This is a genomic window from Moraxella oblonga NBRC 102422, assembly GCF_001598275.1.
In the GTDB taxonomy this organism is placed as follows: domain Bacteria; phylum Pseudomonadota; class Gammaproteobacteria; order Pseudomonadales; family Moraxellaceae; genus Moraxella; species Moraxella oblonga.
In genome coordinates this window covers 21,926-47,158 of the sequence record NZ_BCYQ01000013.1, presented here as the reverse complement: position 1 = coordinate 47,158, position 25,233 = coordinate 21,926, and the positions used below count along the sequence as shown (strand labels likewise).

Below are 25,233 nucleotides of genomic sequence, written 5' to 3'. Positions count from 1 at the left end.
ACCCTGCGATGTTTTGCAGGGTTTTTTATTGATGATGTTTTTGTTCATTGTAGGGAAAGATAACCAAGTGTGTTATAATAACCCCATTTTTAAAAACAGAGACCTTTTTATGACCACTTTACCCAACTTTAACCCACCATTAAATGAACGCCATACCGCCAATGCCATTCGTGTTTTGGCGATGGACGCTGTACAAAAAGCCAACTCTGGACACCCTGGTGCACCAATGGGAATGGCGGACATCGCTGATGTGGTTTGGCGTGAATTTTATCGCCATAATCCGACCAATGCCAAATGGGCAAACCGAGACCGTTTTGTACTCTCCAATGGACACGGTTCAATGCTCCATTATGCTTTACTCCATTTAACTGGCTATGATTTGACCATTGATGACATCAAAAATTTCCGTCAATTGCATTCAAAGACCGCAGGACATCCAGAATATGGTTATGCTGATGGTATTGAAACCACAACAGGACCTTTGGGGCAGGGCATTGCTAATGCGGTGGGCTTTGCTTTGGCGGAAAAAACCTTAGCAGGACAATTTAATCGTCCAAACTTTGATGTCATTGACCATTATACTTATTGTTTTTTGGGTGATGGTTGCTTGATGGAGGGTATTAGCCACGAAGTTTGCTCGCTGGCTGGAACATTAAATTTGGGTAAACTCATTGTTTATTATGATGATAATGGCATTTCCATTGATGGCGAAGTGGAAGGTTGGTTCTCTGATGATACCCAAAAACGCTTTGAATCTTATAACTGGCAAGTATTAAAAGTAGATGGGCATAATAGTGATGAAATTCGTCAGGCGACATTGTCTGCCCAAAATGAAAAAAATAAACCTACGCTGATTATTTGCAAAACCATCATCGGTCTAGGAAGTCCCAACAAACAAGGTAAAGAAGATTGCCACGGTGCGCCACTTGGGGCTGACGAAATAGCACTTGTGCGTGAAACTTTGGGCTGGGCAAATGAGCCATTTGACATTCCTAGCGAGATTTATGAGGCGTGGAATGCCAAAGATAAAGGCGAAAAATTGGAAAGTCAGTGGAATACTTTATTTGAGGGTTATAAAAATGAGTATCCAGAATTGGCAAAAGAGTTAGAACGCCGTTTAAATGGCGAATTGCCGTCAGATTTTGAACAAAAGGCAGATGAATTTATTAAAGCCTGCAACGAAAAGGGCGAAACCATTGCCACTCGTAAGGCAAGTCAAAATACGATTGCCTCATTTGCGAGCATTTTGCCTGAATTTTTGGGCGGTAGTGCCGACCTTGCAGGGTCAAATTTAACCTTATGGAAAGATGCCAAAGGCGTGCAAAACCACACCGATGGTAATTATGTACATTATGGTGTGCGTGAATTTGGTATGACAGCAATTGCCAATGGTGTAGCGTTGCACGGTGGTTTTATTCCATTTACCGCAACCTTTTTGATGTTTATGGAATACGCTCGTAACGCTGTGCGTATGTCAGCCTTGATGAAACAACGAGTGATTCAAGTCTATACCCACGATTCTATTGGGCTTGGCGAAGATGGACCTACCCATCAGCCTGTGGAGCAGATTGCAAGTTTGCGTCAAACACCCAATCATCATACTTGGCGTCCGTGTGATACGGTAGAGACGGCTGTGGCGTGGAAACAAGCGATTTTAAGCAAAAACACACCAACCGCTTTAATTTTATCTCGTCAAAATTTACCATTTAATCAACGCAGTGATGAACAAATTGCCAATATTGCCAAAGGGGCTTATATTTTGGCACAAGAAAAAGGCGACTTAAAGGCGATTATTATTGCTACAGGGTCGGAAGTTGAATTGGCAATGGGGGCGTATGAACAGCTTGATGGCGTGCGTGTGGTGTCTATGCCGTGTGCCGAAGTGTTTGTGAAACAAGACAAGGCTTATATCCAAAGTGTCTTGCCAAGCCATATTCGTGCCAGAGTAGCGGTAGAAGCAGGTATCGCCGATTATTGGTATAAATTTGTTGGTTTGGACGGACAGGTGATTGGTATGACCTCGTTTGGTGAATCCGCTCCTGCCAAAGATTTATTTAAACATTTTGGCTTTACGGTTGAAAATGTGGTGAATGCGGTTAAAGAAGTGATGTAATTGCATTGACCATCATTATTTAATCGGTTAAAATAAAACCAATCGGTCAATAATGGCTGATTGGTTTTTGATTTTAAAAGGAAAATAATATGGGTATTTATGCCAGTTATTATGCGGTGAGTGAAAAACAAGCCAATGACTATCAATCTTGGTTGGCAAGTGATGATAAAGATATTCAACAAAAAGCCTTTGATGAATTATTTTCATTAAGAGATGATGAAGAGTATGATAAAAATCATTATTTTGATTTAGATAAAATGTGGGACGGCTTACATTTTTTATTAACAGGCTGTGCTAGTTATGACGATGATGAAAGCATCAAAACCCCTGTACAAAATGTTCTATATGATGGATTTTTTGGGAAAGAGTGTTTGCACAGTGATGGACTTCATTTTAATGATAATAATAGAGTGACGGATATTGTTAAAGCATTAGAAAATATTAATATTGATGAATTATTGGATAATGTGGACTTTGAGAAATTTTCCGAAGCGGACTTATATCCCGATATTTGGGAATATGACGATGAATATGACGAAATATGTGATGAATTAAGAAATTATTTTGAAGAATTTAAAATATTTTATCAAAATGTGTTAAACAATGGTAAATCTGTTTTTATATTCATTGGTTGATTTTTTTAATGTTAATAGAAAGCAAGGTGCGTTATATGCACCTTACACAAAAATGATATTTGTCTTTTAAAACTAAAAATAATATTATAGAGATGTAATACCATTTTTAGTTTTATTTTGGAGAACATTATGGGTATTTATGCCAGTTATTATGCACTTGATGATAATCAAGTAAAAGAATTTAAAGCATTATTATCAGAAGACAATGATGATACTGTGGAGCAATTTTATGAGTGTTTAGAAGAAATTGAAGACAACGATAATGATGAAAATTATACTGACCTTGATAAATTATGGGACGGTTTACATTTTTTATTAACAGGGTTTGATAGTGATGATGATTATAATGCCAATAAAACACCTGAACAATTAGCGTTATATTACGCATTTTTTGGCAATAATACATTAAGTGATGAAGGTGTTTATTTGGTGGATGATAATAAGCTTGCTGATATTGTTAAAGTCTTGGAAAATATTAATATTGATGAATTATTGAATAATGTGGATTTTGAAAAATTTGCCGAAGCGGACTTGTACCCTGATATTTGGTATAATGAAGACAAAGATGATTTGGCTGATGAACTAAAAGGATATTTTGAAACATTTAAACAATTTTATCAAAATGCCTTAAAAAATAATCGGTGTGTTTGTGTGATTATTGGATAGTAAGTTTATAATACTTTATACCAAAACTATATTTGTCTTTGAAAAATAAAAATGGTATTATAGCAATATAATGCCATTTTTATTCTAAGGAAAAGAGATGGAATATCATTTTTTTGGCAAGCTAAATCTTAAAGACGGTTGTACTTGGGAAGCCAAGCGAGATTTTCAAAACCGTGAGATAAGGCTATTTGTGCGGGCTTTGGATAATGCCTTAATTACGCAAGAATTATTGGATAATCTAGTATCTTATTATCAAAACATTGAATTTTATCACAAACATTATTGTGATTATTTTTGGGACTATTTTAGAGAAGAGAATGATTATATTGTTGATTTATTAAATAATTCAAATGAATTGTATTTGAGTAAATTTTTTGGCTTAATTGGTGGAAAGTTAAAAAGGCAAGATTACAAAAGACTTTTATTGGAATTTATTGAATTATTAAAATTAGAAAGTTTTTCTATTTGGATAATGAATACAGAAAGTATATTTATTCAGTTAAATTATATCATTGACCCAAATTATTCTAATGGTATGTTATACGCAAGATTTGCAATGAATGGAGATTTAATTGGCGTGGGTTGGGAGTATTAGTTTAATTCATTTATGTAAAATCTTTTTGAAACGCTTAAACAATTTTATCAAACCGCTTTAAAAAATAATCGTTTGGTATTAATAACCATTTGCTAAATTTTTTTTGTTGATATGTGTGATTAAACGATGGCAATAAAATAATAGTAATGGTTGTTTTGGGGTAATAATGCAAAATTCAAATCATATCCCTATAAAAAATACCAAATTAACCACCTTAATTTGGTTGATTGTTGTTGTGCTATTTTTACTACAAGCCTTTGTATTTATTGGCAATGCGATTGTGGTCTCCTCAATGCTATTGGTATTTTTGTTTATTGCTCTTCCTGTTTCGTTATTGTGTGTAATGGATTGGCTTAAATTTTTGGCAACCAAATCCAATAGGCGATGGTTAAGTCCACTTATTTCTTATTTATGTGTGGCAGGTTTTATTTATGGAGTGGGTCTGTTTGTTGGTTATTTGACGGAACATAAAATCGCTTATTTGGGATTAAAAATGGTGGTATTTTTTACCATCGTTGGTGTAATGTGGGGGTTGATGGTTTGGAGTGCGAATAGAGTGTGTTTAAGACTTAGTCAAAAATTAGTGCAAAAAGGAATTGTTTTATCTGCTTTTATCAATAAACTTTTGGCTTATGGGATAGTATTGTTGATTGGCTTTGTTATTCGTTTGTTGATTGAAAAAAACACCGATATTAGAATATATTTTTTAATGATATGCTCAACGCACTTAAAACCTGCTACGGATTGTAAGGACGAATTGCAATTTTCCCCTACCGCTAAAAAATAAATTTGTGGTACTTTTAGATTGTTTTAGTGTATTTGCCTATTGTGCCATTAGGATCTAAATTTAAATGGTGTGTATGTGTATTTTATATCTACCAATCTTATTGATTGCCAGTAAAGCAAAAATCCCAAACAGAAGTTTGGGATTTTTTTAATAATATGATGATTATTCTTCATCATCAGCTTTCACTTCGCCATCTTCTGACAAAATAGTAACAATGATGTCAGCAGTGATGTCGTGGTGCAATTGAATGGTAACTTTGTACTCACCCACTTGACGGAACGAACCTTCTGGCAATTTGACTTCTGAACGGTCAACAGGCAATCCTGAGGCAGTCAAAGCATCAGCAATATCACGAGTACCGATAGAACCGAACAGCTTACCTTCGTCGCCAGACTTAGCACGCATGATGACATTTACGTCTGATAAGGCTTCGGCACGAGCTCTGGCTTCTGCCAATTCTTTGGCTTCAACAGCTTCTAGTTCGGCACGGCGAGCTTCAAACTTAGCAATATTTGCTTCATTGGCTGGTAGTGCCTTACCTTGTGGGATTAGGTAATTACGACCGTAACCCGCTTTAACATCAACGACTTCGCCAAGTTTACCAAGATTAACGACACGCTGTAATAGAATAACTTGCATGATTTTTCTCCGTTAATTACTTGTGGTTGTCGGTATATGGCAATAGAGCCAAATAGCGAGCTTGTTTGATAGCAACGGCTAGCTGACGTTGATACTTGGTAGAAGTACCAGTAATACGGCTAGGAATGATTTTGCCATTTTCGCTGATGTATTGTTTCAAAAGTTCTACATCTTTATAATCAATATGGGTAATGCCTTCTGCGGTAAAACGGCAGAATTTACGACGACGATAGAAACGTGCCATGAGTGTTCTCCTTAATTATTCGCTGTCTGCTTCGCTTTCAACTTCTGGTTGAGTGCGAACGTCATTACGGCGGTTGGCTTTACGAGTGCGTTTTTCTTCGGCTTCTTTTGCCAAAGGTGATTGTTCGGTGATGGCACTCTCACGGCGGATAACAAGGCTACGCAAAATAGCGTCATTGTAACGGAACAATTCTTCTAGTTGAGCCAAAGTTGCATCATTACATTCGATGTTTAGTAGAACATAGTGAGCTTTGTGGATTTTGTTGATTGGATAAGCCAATTGACGGCGACCCCAATCTTCTAAGCGATGGTTGTTGCCACCGTTTTCTTCTACGATGGTACGATATTTAGTTACCATGTCGGCAACTTGGTTGCTTTGGTCTGGGTGTACCAGTAGCACCACTTCATAATGTCTCATAAGGACTCCCTACGGATTAAAACAGCCACTACACAATAAGTGGCAAGGAGATGAAAAGTAGATTTATGGATAAATCTATTTAACAATCTTTCTATGATAGCAGATTTTAATGTTGAATGCAAATTTTATTTAGTGGAGATTGGCTTTTTGTTTTTCGGCATTTAGTAGGACGCCACGAAGTAAATGCCAAACGCCACCAATGAACAAAAGTACGATAAAGACTGCCAAGATGGGTAAAAATGCAACCACCGCTCCTGATGGGTCTTTCATCAATATGCGATGGGCAACACCAGCAATGGCAGGGGCAAGTTGGTCAGAACCTGTTAAGGTGTTGCTTGGTGTCAATAGTATTGACACTGCCAACATCCACATGATGCCACCAAAAGGACGTGGTAATACTCGCACAACGAACAACAAAAGCACCAAAACCAATATAGATGAACCTACATAAGCTGTAAAAGGTAACTCTTCATCTGGCACGTCTTGGACGAATTTTGACCATATTACTGTCAGTTTAGTAACAATATCGCTAATGAGGTCCAGCGGTAAGTTTTTGACAAGGTTTTTTAGCCAATCCATAATCATTAATCACAAAAATAATCGCCCATTCTAGCATGAATTTGTCAAAATTTCATCATTTTTTGTCAGTCATATCTTTTATCTTGGCTTTCTTTTGCTCGATTGAGGGCTTGGGCAAGCAGGACATCACTGGGCGGAGCTTGGACATAATAGCCCTGCTCGGCAAGGCGAGCTTTGACAGTGGCAATATCTGCCTGTGCCAACTTTTCACGAACCGACAAATCAAGGTGCATCACAAATTGCCCAAGCCCCAATTTTTGACGGATTTCTTTGGGCAAAACCGATAACCAATCCTTGATTTCATCAACATCATCAGGATAATTGGGGCGGGCGATATAGACGTACCAGTCGGGACTTTTGGGGAATTTATAAACATCACAGTGCATATATGTACTCAAAATTATTTTAAAAAACTCAATTTTGCCAATTATTTTGTAAAATTACAAAAATTTTGCTTGTAAATTGTAGCATTTTTTTTCATAATAGGGTGATGGATTTTTCAGGAGAGTTTGTTTGATTGGGTTTTTGTAATGTCAAAAACCCAATCAAACAACACCGAAGGCGTAAACCACTCCCACAATCGCTCAGGTAAAAGGACTGAAAAATTTTGATAATTCAAGAAATTATCACAAAAATCTGGAGAATGGCAACTTTGGATAGCCTACCGAAGGGAAGAAAATGGTTAAATTTCAATAAATTAGCCATTGAAAATCTCAGGTAACAGGACAGATGGGGTGCTTAAAATGTTAAAATTGGTTTCATTTAAATGGGCAAATCGCAATTTGCCTCTACAATATTTTACCCAATATTAAACCAAAAAATTTAACAAACCAATCTAACTTATTGATTTTATGCACTTTTTAAGGAAAACCCAATGTCTGAACTAAAACGCACCCCTCTTTTTGATGCTCACACCGCTCACAACGGCAAACTTGTGGACTTTGGCGGTTGGGAGCTCCCTGTCAATTATGGCTCACAAATTGACGAACACAATGCCGTTCGCACAGATGCAGGACTGTTTGATGTCAGTCATATGCTGGTATCCGATGTGGCGGGCGATAAAGCCAAAGCCTTTTTTCAAAAACTGATTGCCAACGATGTCGCCAAACTTAGCTTTGTTGGCAAGGCGTTATATTCGGCAATGCTCAACGACAATGGCGGTGTGATGGACGACTTGATTGTCTATCGCACCAATGAAGCAGAAACCACCTACCGCATCGTCTCCAATGGCGCAACTCGTGAAAAAGACCTTGCCCAATTTAACAAAATTGGTAGTGAGTTTGGCGTAAGCATTACCCCTCGCTATGATTTGGCAATGCTTGCCATACAAGGTCCAAAAGCTGTTCAAAAACTACTCTCCATTCGCCCACAATGGGCAGAAACAGTCAACGCCCTAAAACCCTTTGTTGGGGCTGATATGGGACAAGACTTCTTTGTCGCTCGTACAGGCTACACAGGCGAAGATGGTGTGGAAGTGATTTTACCTGCCGATAAGGCTTGTGCATTTTTTGATGAATTGGTAGGGGCAGGTGTTGCACCTTGCGGTCTTGGGGCAAGGGATACTTTGCGTATGGAAGCAGGTATGAACCTGTATGGCAACGATATGACCGATGAGGTAAGCCCACTTGAAGCAGGTATGGCGTGGACGGTGGATTTAAAAGACGAAAATCGTGAATTTGTCGGCAAATCCGCCCTTGTTGCCCTAAAATCAGCAGGGGTCAAAGTCAAACAAGTGGGGCTTTTATTAGAAAGTAAAGGCGTCATGCGTGCAGGAATGGAAGTGGTTACTGAAAACGGCAGTGGCATTACCACCAGTGGCGTGTTTAGCCCAAGTCTTAATCAATCCATCGCCATTGCTCGTGTGCCGTCCGACTTTAATGGCGATACGGCAAAAGTGATTATGCGTGGCAAGGAAGTGGAAGTGCGAGTGCTTAAATTACCATTTGTCAGAAATGGGAAAAAGCAGTTTGATTGATATATGAAAAATAAAGTAAGCTTTATTGCAGGCGAACTGTTCACTTGTTTGGTACAATCTGCGATATTCTTTCTTATTAGTGTGTTTATAAGTAATTTTTTTCAAGACGAGAAAGGCTTAGAAGATTTCATATTATCAAAAATAAATAATCTTACATTAAAAGAGTTTATGTTTACCTGTTTTGCTGTAATTGTTATTGCAGGATTGTTAACTCTATTTAATAGAATATTTAAAAATATGAATGAAAACCTTCCTTTTCTTGAAAAAGCAATTGACAAAACATTGATTGAAATACCAAAGACCCTATATTTATTGTCAAGTTCTATTGGTACATTAGGTATTGTTATTGGATTTATTTCAGATAATCAACATATAATTATAATGTACTCAATTATTTGGATTTCTTATTTTATATTTGGTTGTTGTTTAAGTTTTTTATTAACCCCCAAACCCCAAAATTAGGAGTTTTTTATGAGTAACATTCCCAGCGAATTGAAATATGTAGCCAGCCACGAATGGCTAAAACTAGAAGATGACGGTATCATCACCGTTGGTATTACTGACCACGCCCAAGATTTGCTTGGCGATGTGGTCTTTGTGGAATTGCCAGAAGTCGGTCGCACCGTCTCTGCTGATGAAGAGATTGCGGTCGTTGAGAGCGTTAAAGCCGCAAGTGATGTCTATGCTCCGATTGGTGGCGAAATCGTTGAAATCAACGAGGAGTTGGTGGATAGCCCAGAGCTTGCCAATGAAGACCCTTATGGCAAGGCGTGGTTTGTTAAAATTAAGCCTGCCAACCCTGCCGATTATGACAGCTTGATGACGGCTGATGAGTACGAGAGCAGTTTGTAATCTGACAAAAACAAGCGTAAGTTTTTTGATGAATTTACGCTTGATTTTATTTTTCATCTAATAATCATAAAAGGGCTTTTATGAAACAACAAATTTTAAATCGTATTGCTAAGTTGGGTGGCGATATTAGCCAAACCACAGGACAATATTTGATTGATGATTTACAGAAAATTACTTTTAAAGAAGTATTACATTTTAAAAGACCTGATGAAGAACCTTTTTATGATTTTTATGATGAATTTTATGATAATAATCAATCATTATTAAATAATACAGAACAATTTATTGATAAAGCCATTAACCAATATTATGTTTCCGCCGATGATGACGAAACAGCCGTTGGACAAGCTTTTTGGCAAACTCAATTATTCACCCCTTTAACACCCAACACACCTGATTATAATGAATGGTCTGCTGATTTTTTAGATGATGACATTGATTTATCTCAATGCTTGGAAGTTACAGGTGGTAAAGCACCAGAATTTTTAATCTTTATTTATAGCTATGGTTATCCAGACCATTATTTTATATGCACCAATGACATAAACTCGGATAATCCAACCGTATTTGGTACAGACCACGAAGTTTATTTTGAAGAAATAACAAATAAAGGCTCATTGCTTGATTTTTTAAATAAGTTTATGACCAAACAAGAAGCTCGTATTTATATCCAAGAATTTCTTGATGATGTAGCGAATGGGGAAGTTGATTGATTGGCATTTTAGAAAGTAAGGTGCGTATTACGCACCGTTTTGGATAATTTTTAAATTGGTGCGTAATACGCACCTCACCCCAAAACTTAATTAAAATTTAATTCAAAATCGTATTTTAACTGTACTATTTTTAATTAAATTTTTTAATCTCAACCTATTAAGGATAAATGATGAGTTTTAATACCTTTTCCGACCTATTTTACGAAAATGCTTTCGTACACCGTCATCTAGGCAATGACCAATCCGCCCAAGACAAAATGCTAAAAACCGTTGGGGCAAATAGCCTTGATGAGTTTGTGGACAGCGTGGTGCCGTCATCGGTGCGTTTAAATAAAGCCCTTGATTTGCCCCTTGCGATGAGTGAGCATAACGCCCTTGCCAAACTTCGTCAAATGGCGGACAACATCACCGTTGCCAAAAGCTATATCGGTCAAGGATACAGTCCTGCCAGACTGCCTGCCGTTATCCAGCGAAATGTGCTAGAAAACCCCGGTTGGTACACCGCCTACACCCCTTATCAAGCCGAGATTGCCCAAGGGCGTTTGGAAGCCTTGTTAAACTTCCAACAAGTGTGCATTGACCTAACGGGTATGGACCTAGCAGGGGCAAGCCTACTGGACGAGGGCACAGCAGCAGCTGAGGCAATGGCAATGGCACAGCGGTGCAGTAAATCTAAGTCCAATGCCTTTTTTGTGGACGCACGCACCTATCCACAAACCCTTGATGTGATTCACACTCGTGCCAAATATTTTGGCTTTGAGGTGGTGGTGGGCAACTTTGAGACCGCCAAAACTGGCGACTATTTTGGGGCGTATTTTCAATATGTCGGTAAAGATGGCGATGTTGCCGACTTGACCAATGCCATCTCTGCCGTCAAAGCCAAAGGAGCGTATGCCATTGTCGGGGCGGACATTATGAGCCTTGTGCTACTGAAATCCCCTGCCGATATGGGAGCGGACATTGCACTTGGTAGCACCCAGCGTTTTGGCATTCCGATGGGCTTTGGCGGACCGCACGCAGCCTACTTTGCCTTTAAAGACAAGGACAAACGCCAAGCCCCCGGTCGTATCATTGGCGTATCCAAAGATGCACAAGGCAACACCGCTCTTAGAATGGCACTACAAACTCGTGAACAGCATATTCGCCGTGAAAAGGCAAATTCTAACATTTGTACTTCACAAGTGCTACTTGCCAACCTAGCAGGTATGTATGCCGTCTATCACGGAGCGACAGGCTTAAAGCGTATTGCCAGTCGTATTCACGCTTTGGCGGTGGCGTTTTATAATGCCGTCAAAGGCGATTATCAGGTGGTAAGCGATGTATTTTTTGACACGGTAACGCTTAAAACCGATAAAGCCGATGAATTGGTAAAATCAGCAAAATCAAAAGGTTATAACCTATTTTATAAAGATAATCTCGTGGGCGTATCTTTCCACGAGCTGACCGATGAAGTAGAGTTTAACGAGCTTTGTGCAATCTTTGGGGTAACTGGCAATTTGGATAAGGTAGAAAATATTTTGGGCGACTTAAATCGCACCGATGAGTTTTTGACCCACCCCACTTTTAACAGCTATCACACCGAACATCAAATGCTTCGCTATTTAAAATCTTTGGAAGACAAAGACTTGGCGATGAACCGTTCAATGATTTCTTTGGGTTCTTGTACAATGAAGCTAAACGCCACCAGCGAAATGCTTCCGATTACTTGGAACGAGTTTGCAAATGTTCACCCATTTGCCCCAAGTGAAGACACCAAAGGTTATATCCAGATGATTGAAAGCCTACAAGAGCAGTTAAAGGCAATCACAGGCTTTGATGAAATCAGTATGCAACCCAACTCTGGGGCAAGCGGTGAATACGCAGGGCTTCTTGCCATTCGCCGTTATCACGAAAGCCATAATGACAATGACCGCACGGTCTGCCTAATCCCTCGCTCGGCACACGGTACCAACCCTGCCACCGCTCAAATGATGGGAATGCAAGTTGTGGTGGTTGCTACCGATGACTATGGCAATGTGGACATTGACGATTTAAAAGCCAAATGTGAACAGCATAGCGATAAACTTGGGGCGTTGATGATTACTTATCCGTCCACGCACGGTGTGTTTGAAGAAGGTATCAGAGACATTTGCGACCTTATCCACAAACACGGTGGACAGGTGTATATGGACGGTGCCAATATGAACGCCCAAGTCGCCCTAATGCGTCCTGCCGATGTGGGGGCGGATGTTTTGCATATGAATTTGCACAAAACATTCTGTATTCCACACGGCGGTGGCGGTCCGGGTATGGGACCCATTGGACTAAAATCACACCTTGCTCCATTCATTGCAAGCCATACGGTCAATCCTGTATTTAATGCCCAATCTGGTCAAGGTGCAGTATCATCTGCCCCTTATGGCTCAGCAAGCATTTTGCCCATCTCGTGGATGTACATCACAATGATGGGGCGTGATGGGCTATTATCAGCGACCAAACAAGCCCTACTGAACGCCAACTATGTCGCCAAATCGCTGTCAGACGACTATCCTGTGCTTTATACAGGCAAAAACGGACGCGTGGCACACGAATGTATCATTGACATTCGCCCCCTAAAAGAAGAAACAGGCATTACTGAGACCGACATTGCCAAGCGTTTGATGGATTATGGTTTCCACGCACCGACAATGAGTTTCCCTGTGGCTGGTACGCTGATGATTGAGCCGACAGAGTCTGAGAGCATTGATGAGCTTGACCGCTTTATCTCTGCCCTAAAACAAATCAAACAAGAGGCGTTGAAAGTCAAGGCAGGGGCAGAGGGTTGGACTGCTGACAATAACCCGCTGGTCAATGCACCGCATACCCAAGCTGTTATCGTGGGCGAATGGGACAGACCGTATAGCCGTGAAGTCGGGGCATTCCCCCTGCCTTATGTCAAGGCTCATAAGTTTTGGCCAAGCGTGGGGCGTGTGGACGATGTCTATGGCGATAAGAATTTGATTTGTTCTTGTCCTTCTATTGAGAATTATGAATAATCTTTTGGGTTATTTGTAGTTTGAGATGAAAAATACCACTCAATGAAAATTGGGTGGTGTTTTTTGTTGGCATTTTACCATTACCAATTATCTTTCCAATCATCTTTACTCCATTCGTCCTTATCCCAATCATCTTGATAATTCTTATTTTGTTTGGCAAATTCTTCAAAAGAAAGTTGCTTGACATAGATGATTTTAGGCATTTTTGCTTTGCCAAAATGTTGATGATAATCATCTACCAAATATTTTAGTCTAATGGCTTTATTGATAACCTTTTCTTTAAAATACGCATAAGCATACAACTCAATAACATTTTTCCGATAAAACATTTCATCATCACTATATGTCAGATAATAAACATTGATTGCATAATAAAAACTCCTGCCAGATTTTACAGGCTCACAAGCAATATGATAAATGTCTTTAAAGTCAATAATAGTCAAATCAACATCAAAATAACCCAACCAATCTTTTTTTCTTACCTTTAATTGACAATTATCAATAATACAATGTTCACGGTGATGATAAAGGTTAAATTGTCTGGGCATTTCAGAAAATAGCACTCGCACGCAAATATAAGCACAAAAACAAGCGGTAATGGCAAAAATAAAATTGGTGGAAATATTTAATAAACTTAATATCGCCCAATACCCAAATAGCACTCCAACAGCAACAATCATTAAGCATTTAATCACAAAAGCAAATTCACTTTCTCTATATTCAATAATTGGCAACTGCTCAATAAAGTCAGAAAACTGTTTATCTGTCAAAGAATAATTTGCCAATATCTCATCATTAAGAATTTTGACAATATCACGCTCAATGTCCGCCACTCGCCCTGTCATATTGGGCGGAATGGGGGCTGTGTGGCGAATGGGGTTATTGATGGTATTCATAGAAAAATTATTGTAATAACATTTGACGATGTGAGGTAATTTTATCTATAATAAGGTATTATATAATTTGGAAAACTGATGAAAACCAATACCTTACTTAGCATTATCATTGTGCTGTTAATAATATTAATAGGCTTATTCATTTATTTATTTAGCGGTCAAGCCGAAAAACAAGCCATTAATCATATTGAGCAAGAATTAAATGCCAAAAACGAAGAAAAAATGGCACAAATCAAACAAATCGCCTTTGACCACGAAAGCATTCAACTGGCAAAAGCTGGTTTTGAGCAAATCAGAATGGATATGCAACATTATTTATTTGATAGGGGAGAATTACCCAAATCATTGGTGGATTTGAATTTGCCACCCAATTGGACACCGAGCAGTAAAATTAAATCAGTCAAATTAGACAATCATTCCGTTGTTACCATTCACATTGATAATGCCCAAAGTAAAGGGACGCTGATTTTTACCCCCACCATTCACCAAGATAGTTATATTGATTGGTCTTGTACCACCCCTGATATTAAAGACATTGGACTGCATTTGCCAACGTGCGAATATACGGGCAAATAAAAAGCCCAAAAACCGTATTTTGGGCTTTTTAAAACATCATTAAAAATGAATTTCTAATCCAGCATAAGGACCTTTAAATTCATTTTTATAATCACTATCATCTTTTAATAATTTATCTGCTTCAATATTTATCATGCGATAGCCCAATTTGCCACCAACATCAATAAATGCTTTATCAATAAAGTTGTATTTGATTTCGGCTTGGGCATCGGTGGCTTTGTATTTGTTGTTGTGAGCCACGCCAACTTCGGCTTTGGCGGACAGACCTGTCAGGGGTAGTTTGACCCCTGCACTCACATACGCCATGGGCAAAGTTTTTGATAAATCGGTGGTACTATCTGTGTTTTTGCCCTCAATTTCACCTTCCAAAATTTTTGCCCCCAAACCTACGTCTAGGTTTACCATGTTGTCTAGCAATTCATAATAGGCGATAACATCGGTGCTAGATAGGTCGTGTTTGATGTCGGTGGTTTTTTCGGTACTGTCAAGGCTAACATGGTGAACACGAGCGTTGGGGACGAAAGGCACACCATGTTCTAGGCTTGCCGACACCATGAGTTGCCCACCGTCCTTGTGCTTGGTGTTGGTGTTGTTTTGGGTGGTTTCGTTGCTAGCGTGCCAATAATTTGCGTCTACATAAAGTCCATACAAAGTGTCAGCGTGGGCAGTGCTGGCAAGAAGTGCGGTTAAGCAAAGTAATTTTTTCATAAAGTTTCTCGCGTAAAAAGTTAGGGAGTGGTCGGACTGGACTTTTACTCTGTGTATATGTCTATTTAAGATGATTTGATAAACTCAGAGTAATGGGTTTTGTTAAAAATTAACTTCATTGACTAAAAATTAATCTTTTAAAATACAACCCACTTTTCTTAAAAAAGATTTGATGTCTTTACAATGATAATCTTCAATATTGATGCTCATAATTTTAAGCTGTTCTTCAATGTAATTCAAATCAGTATAGCCATACTTATCTTTAATGGGAGCTTTATCAATCATGAGCATTATTTTATACTTTAAGGGTTTTGTTATGTATTTGATTGGGGGTTTTGATTGCTTTATTGGTGCGATATAGGGGGTTCTAATTCGTATACATAAAACTTCATAAACAGTTTTTATTTCAAAAAAATCCAATTGATTGAGCAATGAATGCCATTCGGCATAACCATAATTACTAGCTTTTATCGTTGGGTACTTTGTATTCAAATATTGTGTAACTTTTTTAAATTCTGAATATCCATTTATTTTGTTAATATTCTTAGCAATACTATCTTTTATGGCGTTAATGAGAATCGTCTGTTTTTTTAATTGTTCGCTTGTTAATTTTGGTTTTGATAACTCTTGTGTTTTATCGTTGGGATTTAAATCAGCTTTTTTCTTAGTGTTTGACTGGGTGTTGGCTTGATTGGATTTATTTTCTTTGGTTGCTTTGGTGGTAATACTGCCATTATTCTGTTCGCTTGGAATTTCAAAAAATTTATCACAAGCAATAGTAAACTCTTTAATGGTTTTGTTTTCCCCAAAACCAAAGACTTGAATATTACTCTGTCTGAGGCGTAATGCCAAGCCAATAAAATCACTGTCCGATGAAACAATACAAAAACCATCATATCTATCTGTATGCCATAAATCAATCGCATCAATGGCAAGAGCAAGGTCGCTGGAATTTTTACCTGTACTATAACTGGTTTGGTGTTTTTTCTCAATGGCGTATTTTAAAATAGCATCTTCCCAAGATGATAAATTCGGTTTGGTAAAATCGCCGTAAATACGTTTGACAGCGATTGTACCAAGTGTGCCAATTTTATTAAAAATCCAATCAATTTTTTGACTGCTGACATTGTCTGCATCAATGAGAACGGCAATATTTTTTAACATGTTTATTCCATTTTTACCATTAAATTGCCACTACAAAAATAGTGGCAATTTTCAATGCTTTAATTTAAGCCAAAGTCGCCCCAGCTACCATGCTATCAGGCAGTAACACAACGGTAAGTTGCCCGTCTTTTTCGGCGGATAAAATCATGCCTTCGCTGATGCCAAATTTCATCTTGCGGGGTGCAAGGTTGGTAACGCAAATGACGGTTTTGCCTTGCAGTTCTTCGGGTGTATAAAACTTAGCAATACCACTAAATACATTACGAGTTTTTTCTTCGCCCACATCAAGGGTGAATTGAAGTAATTTATCCGCCCCCTCAACTTTATTACATTCTAGGACTTTGGCGACTTTCATTTGGACTTTGGCAAAATCATCAATGCCGATAAATTCGTTGTTGGTTTCCACAGGTTTACTCTCTTTTTTACTGGTCTTTTTATTAGATTGTTGGTTGGTTTGGGCAGTTTGTAAATCTTCTTTGGAATCATCAACCATCGCCTGTACTTTTTTTGGGTCAACTCGTTGCATGAGTGGTATAAATTCATGAATGGAATGTGTCAAAACATCAAAACGAGCATGAAAATCCAAACTTTCAACATTTAAAAATGCTTTGGACTCTTTTGCCAATGTTGGTAATACAGGTGATAAATAAATCATGATTTTGTGAAATAGGTTTAACCCTACCGAACAAATGTCTTGGACATCGGTACTGTTTGGATTTTCTTTTGCCAATGCCCAAGGTTTTTTCTCATCAATATATTGGTTGGCAATGTCGGCAAGTGCCATAATCTCACGAATGGCGGTGCTAAATTCACGATTTTCATAATATTTGATAATTTCATCACCTTTGGCAATAAAGCTATTGACCAAATCGCTTTCTGTACAAGTATCAGAAAGTTTGTTGTTAAATTGGGTGTTGATAAATTTGGCACAGCGACTGGCGATATTGACAACTTTACCCACCAAATCCGAATTGACTTTTAACACAAAATCATCAAGGTTTAAATCTGAATCTTCTACTTTATCAGATAATTTGGAGGCAAAATAATAACGCAAATATTCAGGGTTCAGATGTTTTAAATAAGTTTCGGCTTTGATGAATGTGCCACGAGATTTACTCATTTTTTCGCCATTGACGGTCAAAAAGCCATTGACGAATAATGAGGTGGGCGTGCGATAATTCGCCCCATGTAACATGGCAGGCCAAAATAGGGCATGGAAATAAACAATGTCTTTGCCGATAAAATGATACACTTCTTTATCAGAATCTTTTTTCCAATAATCTTCAAAAGTAATATCAGGGCGGTGGGCTTTGATGTAATTTTCAAAACTTGCCATATAGCCAATTGGGGCATCTACCCAAACATAAAAATATTTGTCTTGGGTATTGGGAATTTTAAAACCAAAATAAGGTTTATCACGGCTAATGTCCCAATCAGATAAGCCAGCTTCAAACCATTCATCAAGTTTGTTGGCGATGGAGGTGGGTAGTCGTCCCTCGTCTCTTGTCCATGTTTGCAAAAATTTAGTGAAGTTTGGCAAATTGAAAAAATAATGGTCGGATTCTTTTAGGGTGGGGGTTGCTCCGCTTAGGGTGGAGCGTGGATTTAATAAATCGGTGGCGTTGTAGGTTGTACCACATTTTTCACAAGCGTCCCCATACTGGTCGTCCGTTTTGCATGTAGGGCAAGTACCTTTGATAAAACGGTCGGATAAGAACATTTGTTTTTGGGGGTCAAAAAGCTGGGTAACAGGGCGAATGCTGATGTTGCCGGCTTTTTCATTGGCAAGATAAATCTCTTCGGAGCGTTTGCGATTGGTGTCCGAATGTGTGCTGTCATAATAGTCAAAGGCAACGTTAAAGCCTGCAAAATCACGTTCATGTTCTACTTGGACGTTTTTGATTTGCTCTTCTGGGCTAATGCCATTTGCTTCGGCTCGTAACATAATCGCTGTGCCATGTGCATCATCAGCACAGACATAAATCACGTCATGACCTGCCGACCGCATGGCACGCACCCAAATGTCGGCTTGGATGTAGCCTAGTAGATGTCCCATATGGATTGGGCCGTTGGCGTAGGGTAGGGCGTTGGTAACAAGAATTTGGCGTTTGGCTGTCATGGCGTACCTTTTGTGTTATTTTTGAAAAATCTGGAAAAATGGTGTTTATTATAGCCTAAATTTGGCTACAAAACCATGAATAAATTTGTTATTATGAGGCGTTATTTAAAAAAATAAGGGTAAGGATATGTCATTGCTCATTGAAAAAATGCAAACCTTCATTGATAAAATAAGTGCCACTCAATTTTTAATGACGTATGTTATTGTATGGGTGTTGGCAATTGCGATTGGTTATTTTTTGGTGGGGGGATTTTATGTATTTATGATGTGTATTTTTATGGTAGTTGGGGCATTAACCATTTATAAATATCGCACACCACCAATTAGACCCAACAATAGTACTTTTTTGATGCCTGTGTTTGGGTTGATATATGCAGGTTTTTTACATTCTGGATTGCTATTTGCCCCAGAGTTGATTCATGATAAATCCCAAGCGACTACCATCACAGGGATTGTGCCAGAGACTCGGGGACATCATCGCACAAGTGGTAAGAGGGCAAGAGATTTTTATTATTTGGTGATTGATGGCAGTCGGTTTCATTGTGATGACGATGATGGTTATGATGCGTGTGATAAAGTATATGCTTATCATGGACAAATGGCAAAGATATGGTCGCATGATGGTTTGGCTTATGAAATTGAGATTAATGGACAAAAGATTTATGAATTTAATGCTCAATTGGATAAATTTAAAGCCAGTCAGTACAAACGCAAATGGCAACTTATTTGGTCAGTGATTTTATTTGGATTGCCATCTGTTGTGTTTTATTTTATCAATAAACGCTTTATTCGTGGTATTGAGGTGATTGATGAAAGTGCATTACAAGCACAAATACAAAAGCAACAAGACTTTGAAAAATTTAAAAAACAACAATTTAAATGCCGTGTGGGAGCAAGTGGTCAAACGTGGCGGATTTTATTTGGGGGTTTAGCAACTTTGTTGTTATTTATATCTATCATGGTCTTTTTTGCAGGCATGAAAATGGGGGCAGGCGTGTTATTTATTGTTATAGTGGTTTTTTATTATGTTGCAGGTATTCCTTATCGCCATGCCAAACAAGAAGTTGATGAATTTTATCAAATGGCTGATGATAATGACATGGGTGATTTGTTGGATTATGAATTGTCGGGATTTTATCATCACATGGGCGTGATTTCTTGGGTTGGATTGATTGTCGCTTTGTTGGTGATTTGTTTGAATTTATTTATCATCATTATGTCTTTTTATAAAAATCATATGTCATTATTGATGATGGGTGTGATTTTATTGATTGTGTTGTTGGCTTTGGTGGGATTTATCATCAAACGAGCGATGAATGATAGGGATTGGGCATTAGAAGAGTGATATTAAAAATAAAAAATGGGGCGATTGACCCCATTTTTTTATTTTTGATTTTCGCCATAAATCGCCACTTGTAGCCAGATGTTGGCTTGGACATAGTCGTGGACGGCGATTTTTTGGTTTTCGGCGGTGGTAGGGGTGGCAATCCTCACCACGAGTGGCTCACTGTCAGGTTCACGCAAAATCACCACATCAAAAAGCATCAGCTCTTTATCAAAAAAGCGAGTGCGATGAATGCCAAAAACTTGCCCTTGACACCATGCTTCATCTTCTTGCCCAAACGTTTCACCAAAAAGGTAGATACAGCTATGCCCAAAATTAATCTCCACAGGAGCAAGCACGCTATTTGGGTCGTCAGGTTGCCATGCACGGATTTTGTCATCTATGTCTTTGGGGACTTGCCCACCGTTGGCAGAGACAATGTCGTTAAAAGCACGGTGGTAACGTATGGCTTTGGGGTCGTCAACCAAGATGGTTTCACTTTGGTCAGATGGCTCGATGTTGTATGCCCATGCACTAAAATTGGCGTAGTATTGTTTATTTGTTTGGTAGTGATGTTGATTTATGGCATAAAGTTGGTCAAACGCATAAAGCGTTGTGCCGTCTTTGGTGCTAAGGCGTAAAATGGCATCAGAGGTGTGTTCACAACAAATCACTCGTTCAATCATACAATGCACGCCATAAGGACTGTCCACGCTTGGGTAGGCGTTGATAAATTCGGTGGGTCGCCCATTTTCTAGGGAAAATATTTGCTTGATGTGGCAAGTGGTGTCTTGGGCGATTAATAGCTTATCGTCCTGTGTGGTGCTGGCAGTCAATCCTGTGGGAACTTTGGCGGTGTCAAGCGTTTGTTGGAACCAATCTGCCACGTTTGTAATGTCGTCTGTCAAAATCGCCCAATGGTCGCCATGGTTGGCGTTTTTTTCACACGGCAAATCCACTTTTGGTGGTTTGGTTGAAATGGGTGTCGTGGTGTATTTGTAGTGATATTGAGTGGTTTGACCTGTCATGATGTGTCCGATAGAGTGTCACTTTTGCTCTTAAATAGGGGGATTTTTTTAAAAAATCAATCTTTATGCCAAAATTTTCCCAAAAAACTTAAACTTAATAATCCAAAATAAGGTAAACTATCGCAAATTTGTTTTGAGAAAGATTATGTTTCGCCCTTTGGCTTTATTTATTGGTTTGCGGTACACCAGAGCCGAACGCAAAAACGGCTTCATTTCGTTCATTTCCTTGATTTCTATGATTGGTTTGACGCTTGGGGTGGCAGTACTGATTACTGTTTTGTCGGTGATGAATGGCTTTGACAGAGAGTTAAAAACTCGTATTTTGGGCATGGTTTCCCAAGCATCTGTTACGTCTTATGAGATTCTTCCAGATTGGCAAGAGCTTGCCAAACAGATTGAAAAGAATGACAAAAACATCGTAGCAACCGCCCCATTTATCCAGCTTCAAGGCATGCTCACCGCCAATGGGCAGGTTGCTGGGATTATGGTTTATGGTGTTGAACCTGAATACGAAAAAAAAGTCTCTATCATTGCCAATCACATGAAAGCAGGCGAGTTTGACAACTTAAAATCAGGCGAGTTTGGCATCGTGCTTGGTAAAAGCATGGCAGAATCAATAGGTGCGGGATTGGGTGATAAAGTAACGCTCGTATTGCCCGAAGCATCGCCATCTGTGGCGGGGATTGTACCTCGCTTTAAACGCTTTACGGTGGTGGGGGTGTACAATATCAGTCAAGAGATTGATAGCCACATGGGTTATGTCTCTATGCGTGATGCAGGCGTGCTACTGCGTTTACCAGAAGGGGCTCAGGGCATTCGCTTCAAGATGAATGATTTGTTTGTTGCTCCACAAGCCAGCCAAAAAGCCCAAGCCCTAGACCCACAGCGTCTGATGGCAAATGATTGGACGAGTACGCATGGTAACTTATTTAGTGCCATTCAAATGGAAAAGGCGATGATTGGCTTACTGCTCTTTTTAATCGTGGTGATTGCATCTTTTAACATCGTATCGAGCCTTGTTATGCTTGTTACTGACAAAAAGTCCGACATTGCTATCTTAAAGACCTTTGGGGCAAGCCCACGCCTTATCATGCAAGTTTTTATGGTTCAGGGCATGATTATTGGAGTGATTGGTACGGTGGCAGGGACGATTTTGGGGGTAACTTTTGCGATGACGGTGGGAGATTTGTTAAGTTGGGTCAACGAAGTCATGAATTTGCATTTGTTTGATGCTTATCCTGTTAATTATCTGCCATCTCAGGTCAAAGTGCTTGACGTGGTTATCATTACGTCATCGTCATTTTTGTTGTCGTTTTTGATGACGATTTATCCTGCGTTGCGAGCCTCCAAAATCCAGCCTGCCCAAACCTTGCGTTATGAATAAGGAAAAAGATAATGAGTGTCATTTTAGAAGCCAAAAACATCAGTAAGATTTATGATGAAGGTAAAATCAAAACCGCCGTACTCTCTGGATTGGATTTGACGGTTCAAAAAGGCGAACGGCTTGCCATTGTGGGTAGTAGTGGTTCTGGCAAAAGCACACTTTTACATCTTTTGGGGGGGCTTGATACGCCAACCACAGGTGAAGTTTGGGTCAATGGCGTATGTATCAATCATTTAAACGAAACCCAACGAGGCAAACTTAGAAATGAGAGTTTGGGTTTTATTTATCAATTTCATCATTTGTTGCCAGAATTTAGTGCCACCGAAAATGTCGCCATGCCCTTGCTCATGCGTCATGATGTATCCATCAGACAAGCCAAAGAACGTGCCAATGCCCTGCTTGATAAAGTGGGTCTGTCGCACCGTACTCACCATCGTCCAAGTGAGCTATCAGGTGGTGAGCGTCAGCGTGTGGCGATTGCTCGTGCGTTGGTGAGTGAGCCAAAACTGGTGCTGGCTGATGAGCCGACAGGTAACTTAGATGATGACAATGCCAAAGCAGTGTTTGATTTGTTGTCAGAATTACAAAATAATCTGGGTATGGCACTTATTATGGTAACGCACGATAGGCAGTTAGCAAGCCGTGCTGATAGGGTGCTAGAAATGAAGAGTGGGGCGTGGGTTTGAATGGTTAAAGTTTACCAAAAAACAGATTTTTATCAAAAATCTGTTTTTTAAATAGAAAAATCATCTGTGCCATTTTGCTGGCTTTCACGATTTTTATGCCCCTTTTGGTTGCTAAACTTGGGGGCATTTTCGTTGTAGCCGTGTCGTTTACGCCAATCTGCCACAATCTGCCATCGCCATACGAGACGAAAAATCAGCCCAGCTAAGATACTACTAACAATACCTGTAATGCACAAACCAAGCACAAAGGCGGTGAACGAAAATACATGATGGGCAGGTGGACTACCAGAACCAAAAATCCATAGGGTTAATTCTGTCAAGATTACGCCAACCTCTCTAAGCCCAATGAGCGGTTCACCCAAGAGTTTTGCACCCACCATATACGCAAACCAAAACACAGGAATGGTTGTCAAAGGGTTGGTAATCCATGTCAGGGCGATAGACATGGGAATATTGGCACGAGTGAGTAATGCCCCAATAATAGCAAGTGGCATTTGACCGGGTAGGGGGAAAAAGGCACACAACACGCCCACATAAACCCCTCGTCTTAGGGAGTTGCGGTTTAATTGCCACAGTCTAGGGTCAGCCAAAAAGGGTGCAAACCACCCAATCACTTTGTTTTCACGCAGTGATTCGGGGGTGGGTAGCCAAGCTTTTAGGCGTTGTTTGGGCATGGTTGATAAAATAAAAATAGACCGATTGATTATATCAAATTTTACTATTCGTTCCCAAATTTTTACGTACAATACTTGTAACAAAATAAAACTCCCTTGATAATCAAGAGAGTTTTGTGTTTGGTAAAAACTAGCCTAAGAAAGCATTGTACATCCACACTTCTTTTTCTTGGGCTTGGACGTATTCTGATACAAGGTCTACTGAGCCTTGATCGCCTGCTTGTTCGGCAAGTTCGGCAAGAGCACGTTGCTCTTCAATCAAGGCTTGCAAGCCTCTAACCACACCTTCAACACAAGCGCGACCTTCGTAGATGTTTTGGTCTTCGGCAAGTTTGGTGTTTGTGCTAAATTCGCTATAAGCGTGTAGTGGCGTACCACCCAAAGTCAAAATCCGCTCAGCAATGGCGTCAATTTGTAGTTGGATTTCGGTATAAAGCTCTTCAAATTTAGGGTGTAAAGTGAAAAAATGCTCACCTTTGATGTTCCAATGGTAACCACGCACGTTGATGTAAAAGATGTGGTAGCTTGATAGTAGGGCGTTTAGGGCTTTGATGACTGGGGTTAATTCTGCATTTGCCAGTCCGATTTGATTGGTCGCCATGCGGTTTCTCCGTATTGGTTTGTTTAAAAATTTAAATTGATAATAACATATCAATTTGCTTAGCTAAGCATATCATACTTCTATGATAAGTAAAATTGACGATTTTTATGACTATCATCAATTTATTCAATAAATGCCCTACTATTATTAGGGGATTTAATGATAATCATTATTATATTACCATTCCGTCAGTTTTCAAGCCCTTTGGCGTGATTTCTTGTAAATGCTTTTTGATGCTGTCAATGGGTAGGGTGGGGTTTAGGCGTTTGGGAATGATTTGGCTACCTTTTTGACCTTGCAACTCAAACATGATGTATAAAAAATGTTCTGTTTCATCCCACGAGCTGACCGCCGACCAAGGGATTATGCCTTGTTGAGTGCTGGCGTGAGCCATATTAATGCCACGCATTTCTTTGCTGTTTGGCATATTTTGTCTGGGCATAGAGATGACCAAGCCATGACTTTGTACACCTACTTTTAAATCTTTCATTTCATCAGGCAGATGGGTGCTATCAACTTGTTTTTGATATTCTTTTTCCATGTATTTTTTTAGCCCAACGGTGCGTACCACCAAATACAACGCCACCAATATCAGCATGAGCCAAAAAATGATGACAGAATAATTTTTGACAAAGACCAATCCTAGTATTGCAACCACCGTCATTACCGCCAGTACAATCCATTCGGTTTTGCGTAGGGATTTTAGACCGTAGGCGTTTTTGCTACGTTCAAACAGGGCAAATTGGGCGGACTTAAATTCATCTTCGGTCAAATTTAGAGCGACAGGTTGTAGGGTGTAGGGATAAAGGGCTTGTGGTTTGGATTTTTTGCTCATAATCGTATC

Annotated in this window: 27 protein-coding genes and 2 riboswitches; of the genes, 14 read left to right on the top strand and 13 right to left on the bottom strand. The window is 39.3% G+C overall.

All coding sequences use genetic code 11. The features are described from left to right. The first annotated feature begins 109 nt into the window (after positions 1-109). From tkt to MOB01S_RS05110, 5 genes are all read left to right on the top strand, one after another. Positions 110-2,113 (top strand): transketolase, encoded by a 2,004-nt coding sequence (gene tkt / locus MOB01S_RS05130; RefSeq protein ID WP_066802375.1) that lies wholly within the window; start codon positions 110-112, stop codon positions 2,111-2,113. 89 nt (positions 2,114-2,202) lie between these two features. Further along, positions 2,203-2,748, top strand: a complete 546-nt coding sequence (locus MOB01S_RS05125; RefSeq protein WP_066802337.1) for a YfbM family protein — start codon at positions 2,203-2,205, stop codon at positions 2,746-2,748. Between the two features lie 129 nt (positions 2,749-2,877). Further along, positions 2,878-3,414, top strand: a complete 537-nt coding sequence (locus MOB01S_RS05120) for a YfbM family protein (protein WP_066802335.1) — start codon at positions 2,878-2,880, stop codon at positions 3,412-3,414. A 97-nt stretch (positions 3,415-3,511) separates the two neighbouring features. Beyond that, positions 3,512-4,009 carry a DUF2004 domain-containing protein gene (locus MOB01S_RS05115; RefSeq protein ID WP_066802333.1) on the top strand — a complete coding sequence of 166 codons (498 nt, stop codon included), beginning with the start codon at positions 3,512-3,514 and terminating at the stop codon, positions 4,007-4,009. Between the two features lie 361 nt (positions 4,010-4,370). Then, positions 4,371-4,796, top strand: coding sequence for a hypothetical protein (locus MOB01S_RS05110; RefSeq protein ID WP_169798123.1), 426 nt, complete (start codon positions 4,371-4,373; stop codon positions 4,794-4,796). Between the two features lie 162 nt (positions 4,797-4,958). Here MOB01S_RS05110 and rplI read toward each other — a convergent pair whose 3' ends face one another. The 5 genes from rplI to MOB01S_RS05085 form a co-directional block, all read right to left on the bottom strand. Beyond that, positions 4,959-5,435, bottom strand: coding sequence for a 50S ribosomal protein L9 (gene rplI / locus MOB01S_RS05105; protein WP_066802329.1), 477 nt, complete (start codon positions 5,433-5,435; stop codon positions 4,959-4,961). Between the two features lie 16 nt (positions 5,436-5,451). Further along, on the bottom strand, positions 5,452-5,679 hold the full coding sequence (gene rpsR, locus MOB01S_RS05100; protein ID WP_066802327.1) for a 30S ribosomal protein S18: 228 nt from the start codon (positions 5,677-5,679) through the stop codon (positions 5,452-5,454). A gap of 15 nt (positions 5,680-5,694) precedes the next feature. Beyond that, positions 5,695-6,096 (bottom strand): 30S ribosomal protein S6, encoded by a 402-nt coding sequence (gene rpsF, locus MOB01S_RS05095; RefSeq protein WP_066802325.1) that lies wholly within the window; start codon positions 6,094-6,096, stop codon positions 5,695-5,697. A 129-nt stretch (positions 6,097-6,225) separates the two neighbouring features. Further along, on the bottom strand, positions 6,226-6,675 hold the full coding sequence (locus tag MOB01S_RS05090) for a hypothetical protein (RefSeq protein ID WP_157073902.1): 450 nt from the start codon (positions 6,673-6,675) through the stop codon (positions 6,226-6,228). A 65-nt stretch (positions 6,676-6,740) separates the two neighbouring features. Beyond that, complete coding sequence (locus MOB01S_RS05085) at positions 6,741-7,061, bottom strand: YcgL domain-containing protein (protein WP_066802321.1); 321 nt, start codon at positions 7,059-7,061, stop codon at positions 6,741-6,743. A gap of 104 nt (positions 7,062-7,165) precedes the next feature. Further along, a riboswitch (glycine riboswitch) is annotated at positions 7,166-7,285 on the top strand. Between the two features lie 16 nt (positions 7,286-7,301). Then, positions 7,302-7,414, top strand: a riboswitch (glycine riboswitch). 135 nt (positions 7,415-7,549) lie between these two features. Between MOB01S_RS05085 and gcvT the strand changes: the two genes are divergently transcribed. The 5 genes from gcvT (at position 7,550) to gcvP (ending at position 13,229) form a co-directional block, all read left to right on the top strand. Then, entirely contained in the window at positions 7,550-8,650 is a 1,101-nt protein-coding gene (gcvT, locus tag MOB01S_RS05080) for a glycine cleavage system aminomethyltransferase GcvT (RefSeq protein WP_066802319.1), read from the top strand. A 3-nt stretch (positions 8,651-8,653) separates the two neighbouring features. Further along, on the top strand, positions 8,654-9,112 hold the full coding sequence (locus MOB01S_RS05075; RefSeq protein WP_066802317.1) for a hypothetical protein: 459 nt from the start codon (positions 8,654-8,656) through the stop codon (positions 9,110-9,112). A gap of 9 nt (positions 9,113-9,121) precedes the next feature. Further along, complete coding sequence (gene gcvH / locus MOB01S_RS05070) at positions 9,122-9,502, top strand: glycine cleavage system protein GcvH (protein ID WP_066802315.1); 381 nt, start codon at positions 9,122-9,124, stop codon at positions 9,500-9,502. 80 nt (positions 9,503-9,582) lie between these two features. Next, positions 9,583-10,215, top strand: coding sequence for a hypothetical protein (locus MOB01S_RS05065; protein WP_066802313.1), 633 nt, complete (start codon positions 9,583-9,585; stop codon positions 10,213-10,215). A gap of 170 nt (positions 10,216-10,385) precedes the next feature. Further along, positions 10,386-13,229, top strand: a complete 2,844-nt coding sequence (gcvP, locus tag MOB01S_RS05060) for an aminomethyl-transferring glycine dehydrogenase (protein WP_066802311.1) — start codon at positions 10,386-10,388, stop codon at positions 13,227-13,229. Positions 13,230-13,309: 80 nt separating this feature from the next. Here the strand turns inward: gcvP and MOB01S_RS05055 are convergent, their stop codons facing one another. Next, positions 13,310-14,125, bottom strand: coding sequence for a hypothetical protein (locus tag MOB01S_RS05055; protein ID WP_066802310.1), 816 nt, complete (start codon positions 14,123-14,125; stop codon positions 13,310-13,312). 78 nt (positions 14,126-14,203) lie between these two features. On the opposite strand from MOB01S_RS05055, the gene MOB01S_RS05050 reads away from it, so the two are divergent. Then, on the top strand, positions 14,204-14,701 hold the full coding sequence (locus MOB01S_RS05050) for a hypothetical protein (protein ID WP_066802309.1): 498 nt from the start codon (positions 14,204-14,206) through the stop codon (positions 14,699-14,701). 39 nt (positions 14,702-14,740) lie between these two features. Here the strand turns inward: MOB01S_RS05050 and MOB01S_RS05045 are convergent, their stop codons facing one another. The 3 genes from MOB01S_RS05045 to metG form a co-directional block, all read right to left on the bottom strand. Beyond that, on the bottom strand, positions 14,741-15,409 hold the full coding sequence (locus tag MOB01S_RS05045; RefSeq protein ID WP_066802308.1) for a TIGR04219 family outer membrane beta-barrel protein: 669 nt from the start codon (positions 15,407-15,409) through the stop codon (positions 14,741-14,743). Between the two features lie 129 nt (positions 15,410-15,538). Beyond that, a complete protein-coding gene (locus MOB01S_RS05040; protein WP_066802307.1) occupies positions 15,539-16,573 on the bottom strand; it encodes an NYN domain-containing protein in 1,035 nt (344 codons plus the stop codon). Between the two features lie 64 nt (positions 16,574-16,637). Further along, the gene (gene metG / locus MOB01S_RS05035; RefSeq protein WP_066802305.1) at positions 16,638-18,692 is read right to left on the bottom strand and encodes a methionine--tRNA ligase; all 2,055 of its coding nucleotides are present in this window, start codon (positions 18,690-18,692) and stop codon (positions 16,638-16,640) included. Between the two features lie 127 nt (positions 18,693-18,819). On the opposite strand from metG, the gene MOB01S_RS05030 reads away from it, so the two are divergent. Further along, entirely contained in the window at positions 18,820-20,037 is a 1,218-nt protein-coding gene (locus MOB01S_RS05030) for a hypothetical protein (protein WP_066802304.1), read from the top strand. A gap of 38 nt (positions 20,038-20,075) precedes the next feature. Here the strand turns inward: MOB01S_RS05030 and MOB01S_RS05025 are convergent, their stop codons facing one another. Continuing rightward, positions 20,076-21,044, bottom strand: coding sequence for a hypothetical protein (locus MOB01S_RS05025; RefSeq protein ID WP_066802302.1), 969 nt, complete (start codon positions 21,042-21,044; stop codon positions 20,076-20,078). A gap of 145 nt (positions 21,045-21,189) precedes the next feature. On the opposite strand from MOB01S_RS05025, the gene MOB01S_RS05020 reads away from it, so the two are divergent. Together MOB01S_RS05020 and lolD are read left to right on the top strand one after the other, a co-directional pair. Continuing rightward, positions 21,190-22,428 (top strand): lipoprotein-releasing ABC transporter permease subunit, encoded by a 1,239-nt coding sequence (locus MOB01S_RS05020; protein WP_066802300.1) that lies wholly within the window; start codon positions 21,190-21,192, stop codon positions 22,426-22,428. A gap of 11 nt (positions 22,429-22,439) precedes the next feature. Further along, entirely contained in the window at positions 22,440-23,114 is a 675-nt protein-coding gene (gene lolD, locus MOB01S_RS05015) for a lipoprotein-releasing ABC transporter ATP-binding protein LolD (RefSeq protein WP_066802299.1), read from the top strand. A gap of 47 nt (positions 23,115-23,161) precedes the next feature. Here the strand turns inward: lolD and MOB01S_RS05010 are convergent, their stop codons facing one another. The 3 genes from MOB01S_RS05010 to MOB01S_RS05000 all read right to left on the bottom strand — a co-directional run bounded on the left by MOB01S_RS05010 (position 23,162) and on the right by MOB01S_RS05000 (position 25,224). Continuing rightward, positions 23,162-23,788 carry a DUF2062 domain-containing protein gene (locus MOB01S_RS05010; RefSeq protein ID WP_084349620.1) on the bottom strand — a complete coding sequence of 209 codons (627 nt, stop codon included), beginning with the start codon at positions 23,786-23,788 and terminating at the stop codon, positions 23,162-23,164. Between the two features lie 130 nt (positions 23,789-23,918). Then, positions 23,919-24,389: a Dps family protein gene (locus tag MOB01S_RS05005; protein ID WP_066802298.1), complete on the bottom strand. Its 471-nt coding sequence runs from the start codon at positions 24,387-24,389 to the stop codon at positions 23,919-23,921. 172 nt (positions 24,390-24,561) lie between these two features. Continuing rightward, positions 24,562-25,224, bottom strand: a complete 663-nt coding sequence (locus MOB01S_RS05000) for a YcxB family protein (protein ID WP_066802297.1) — start codon at positions 25,222-25,224, stop codon at positions 24,562-24,564. Between the last annotated feature and the right edge of the window lie 9 nt (positions 25,225-25,233).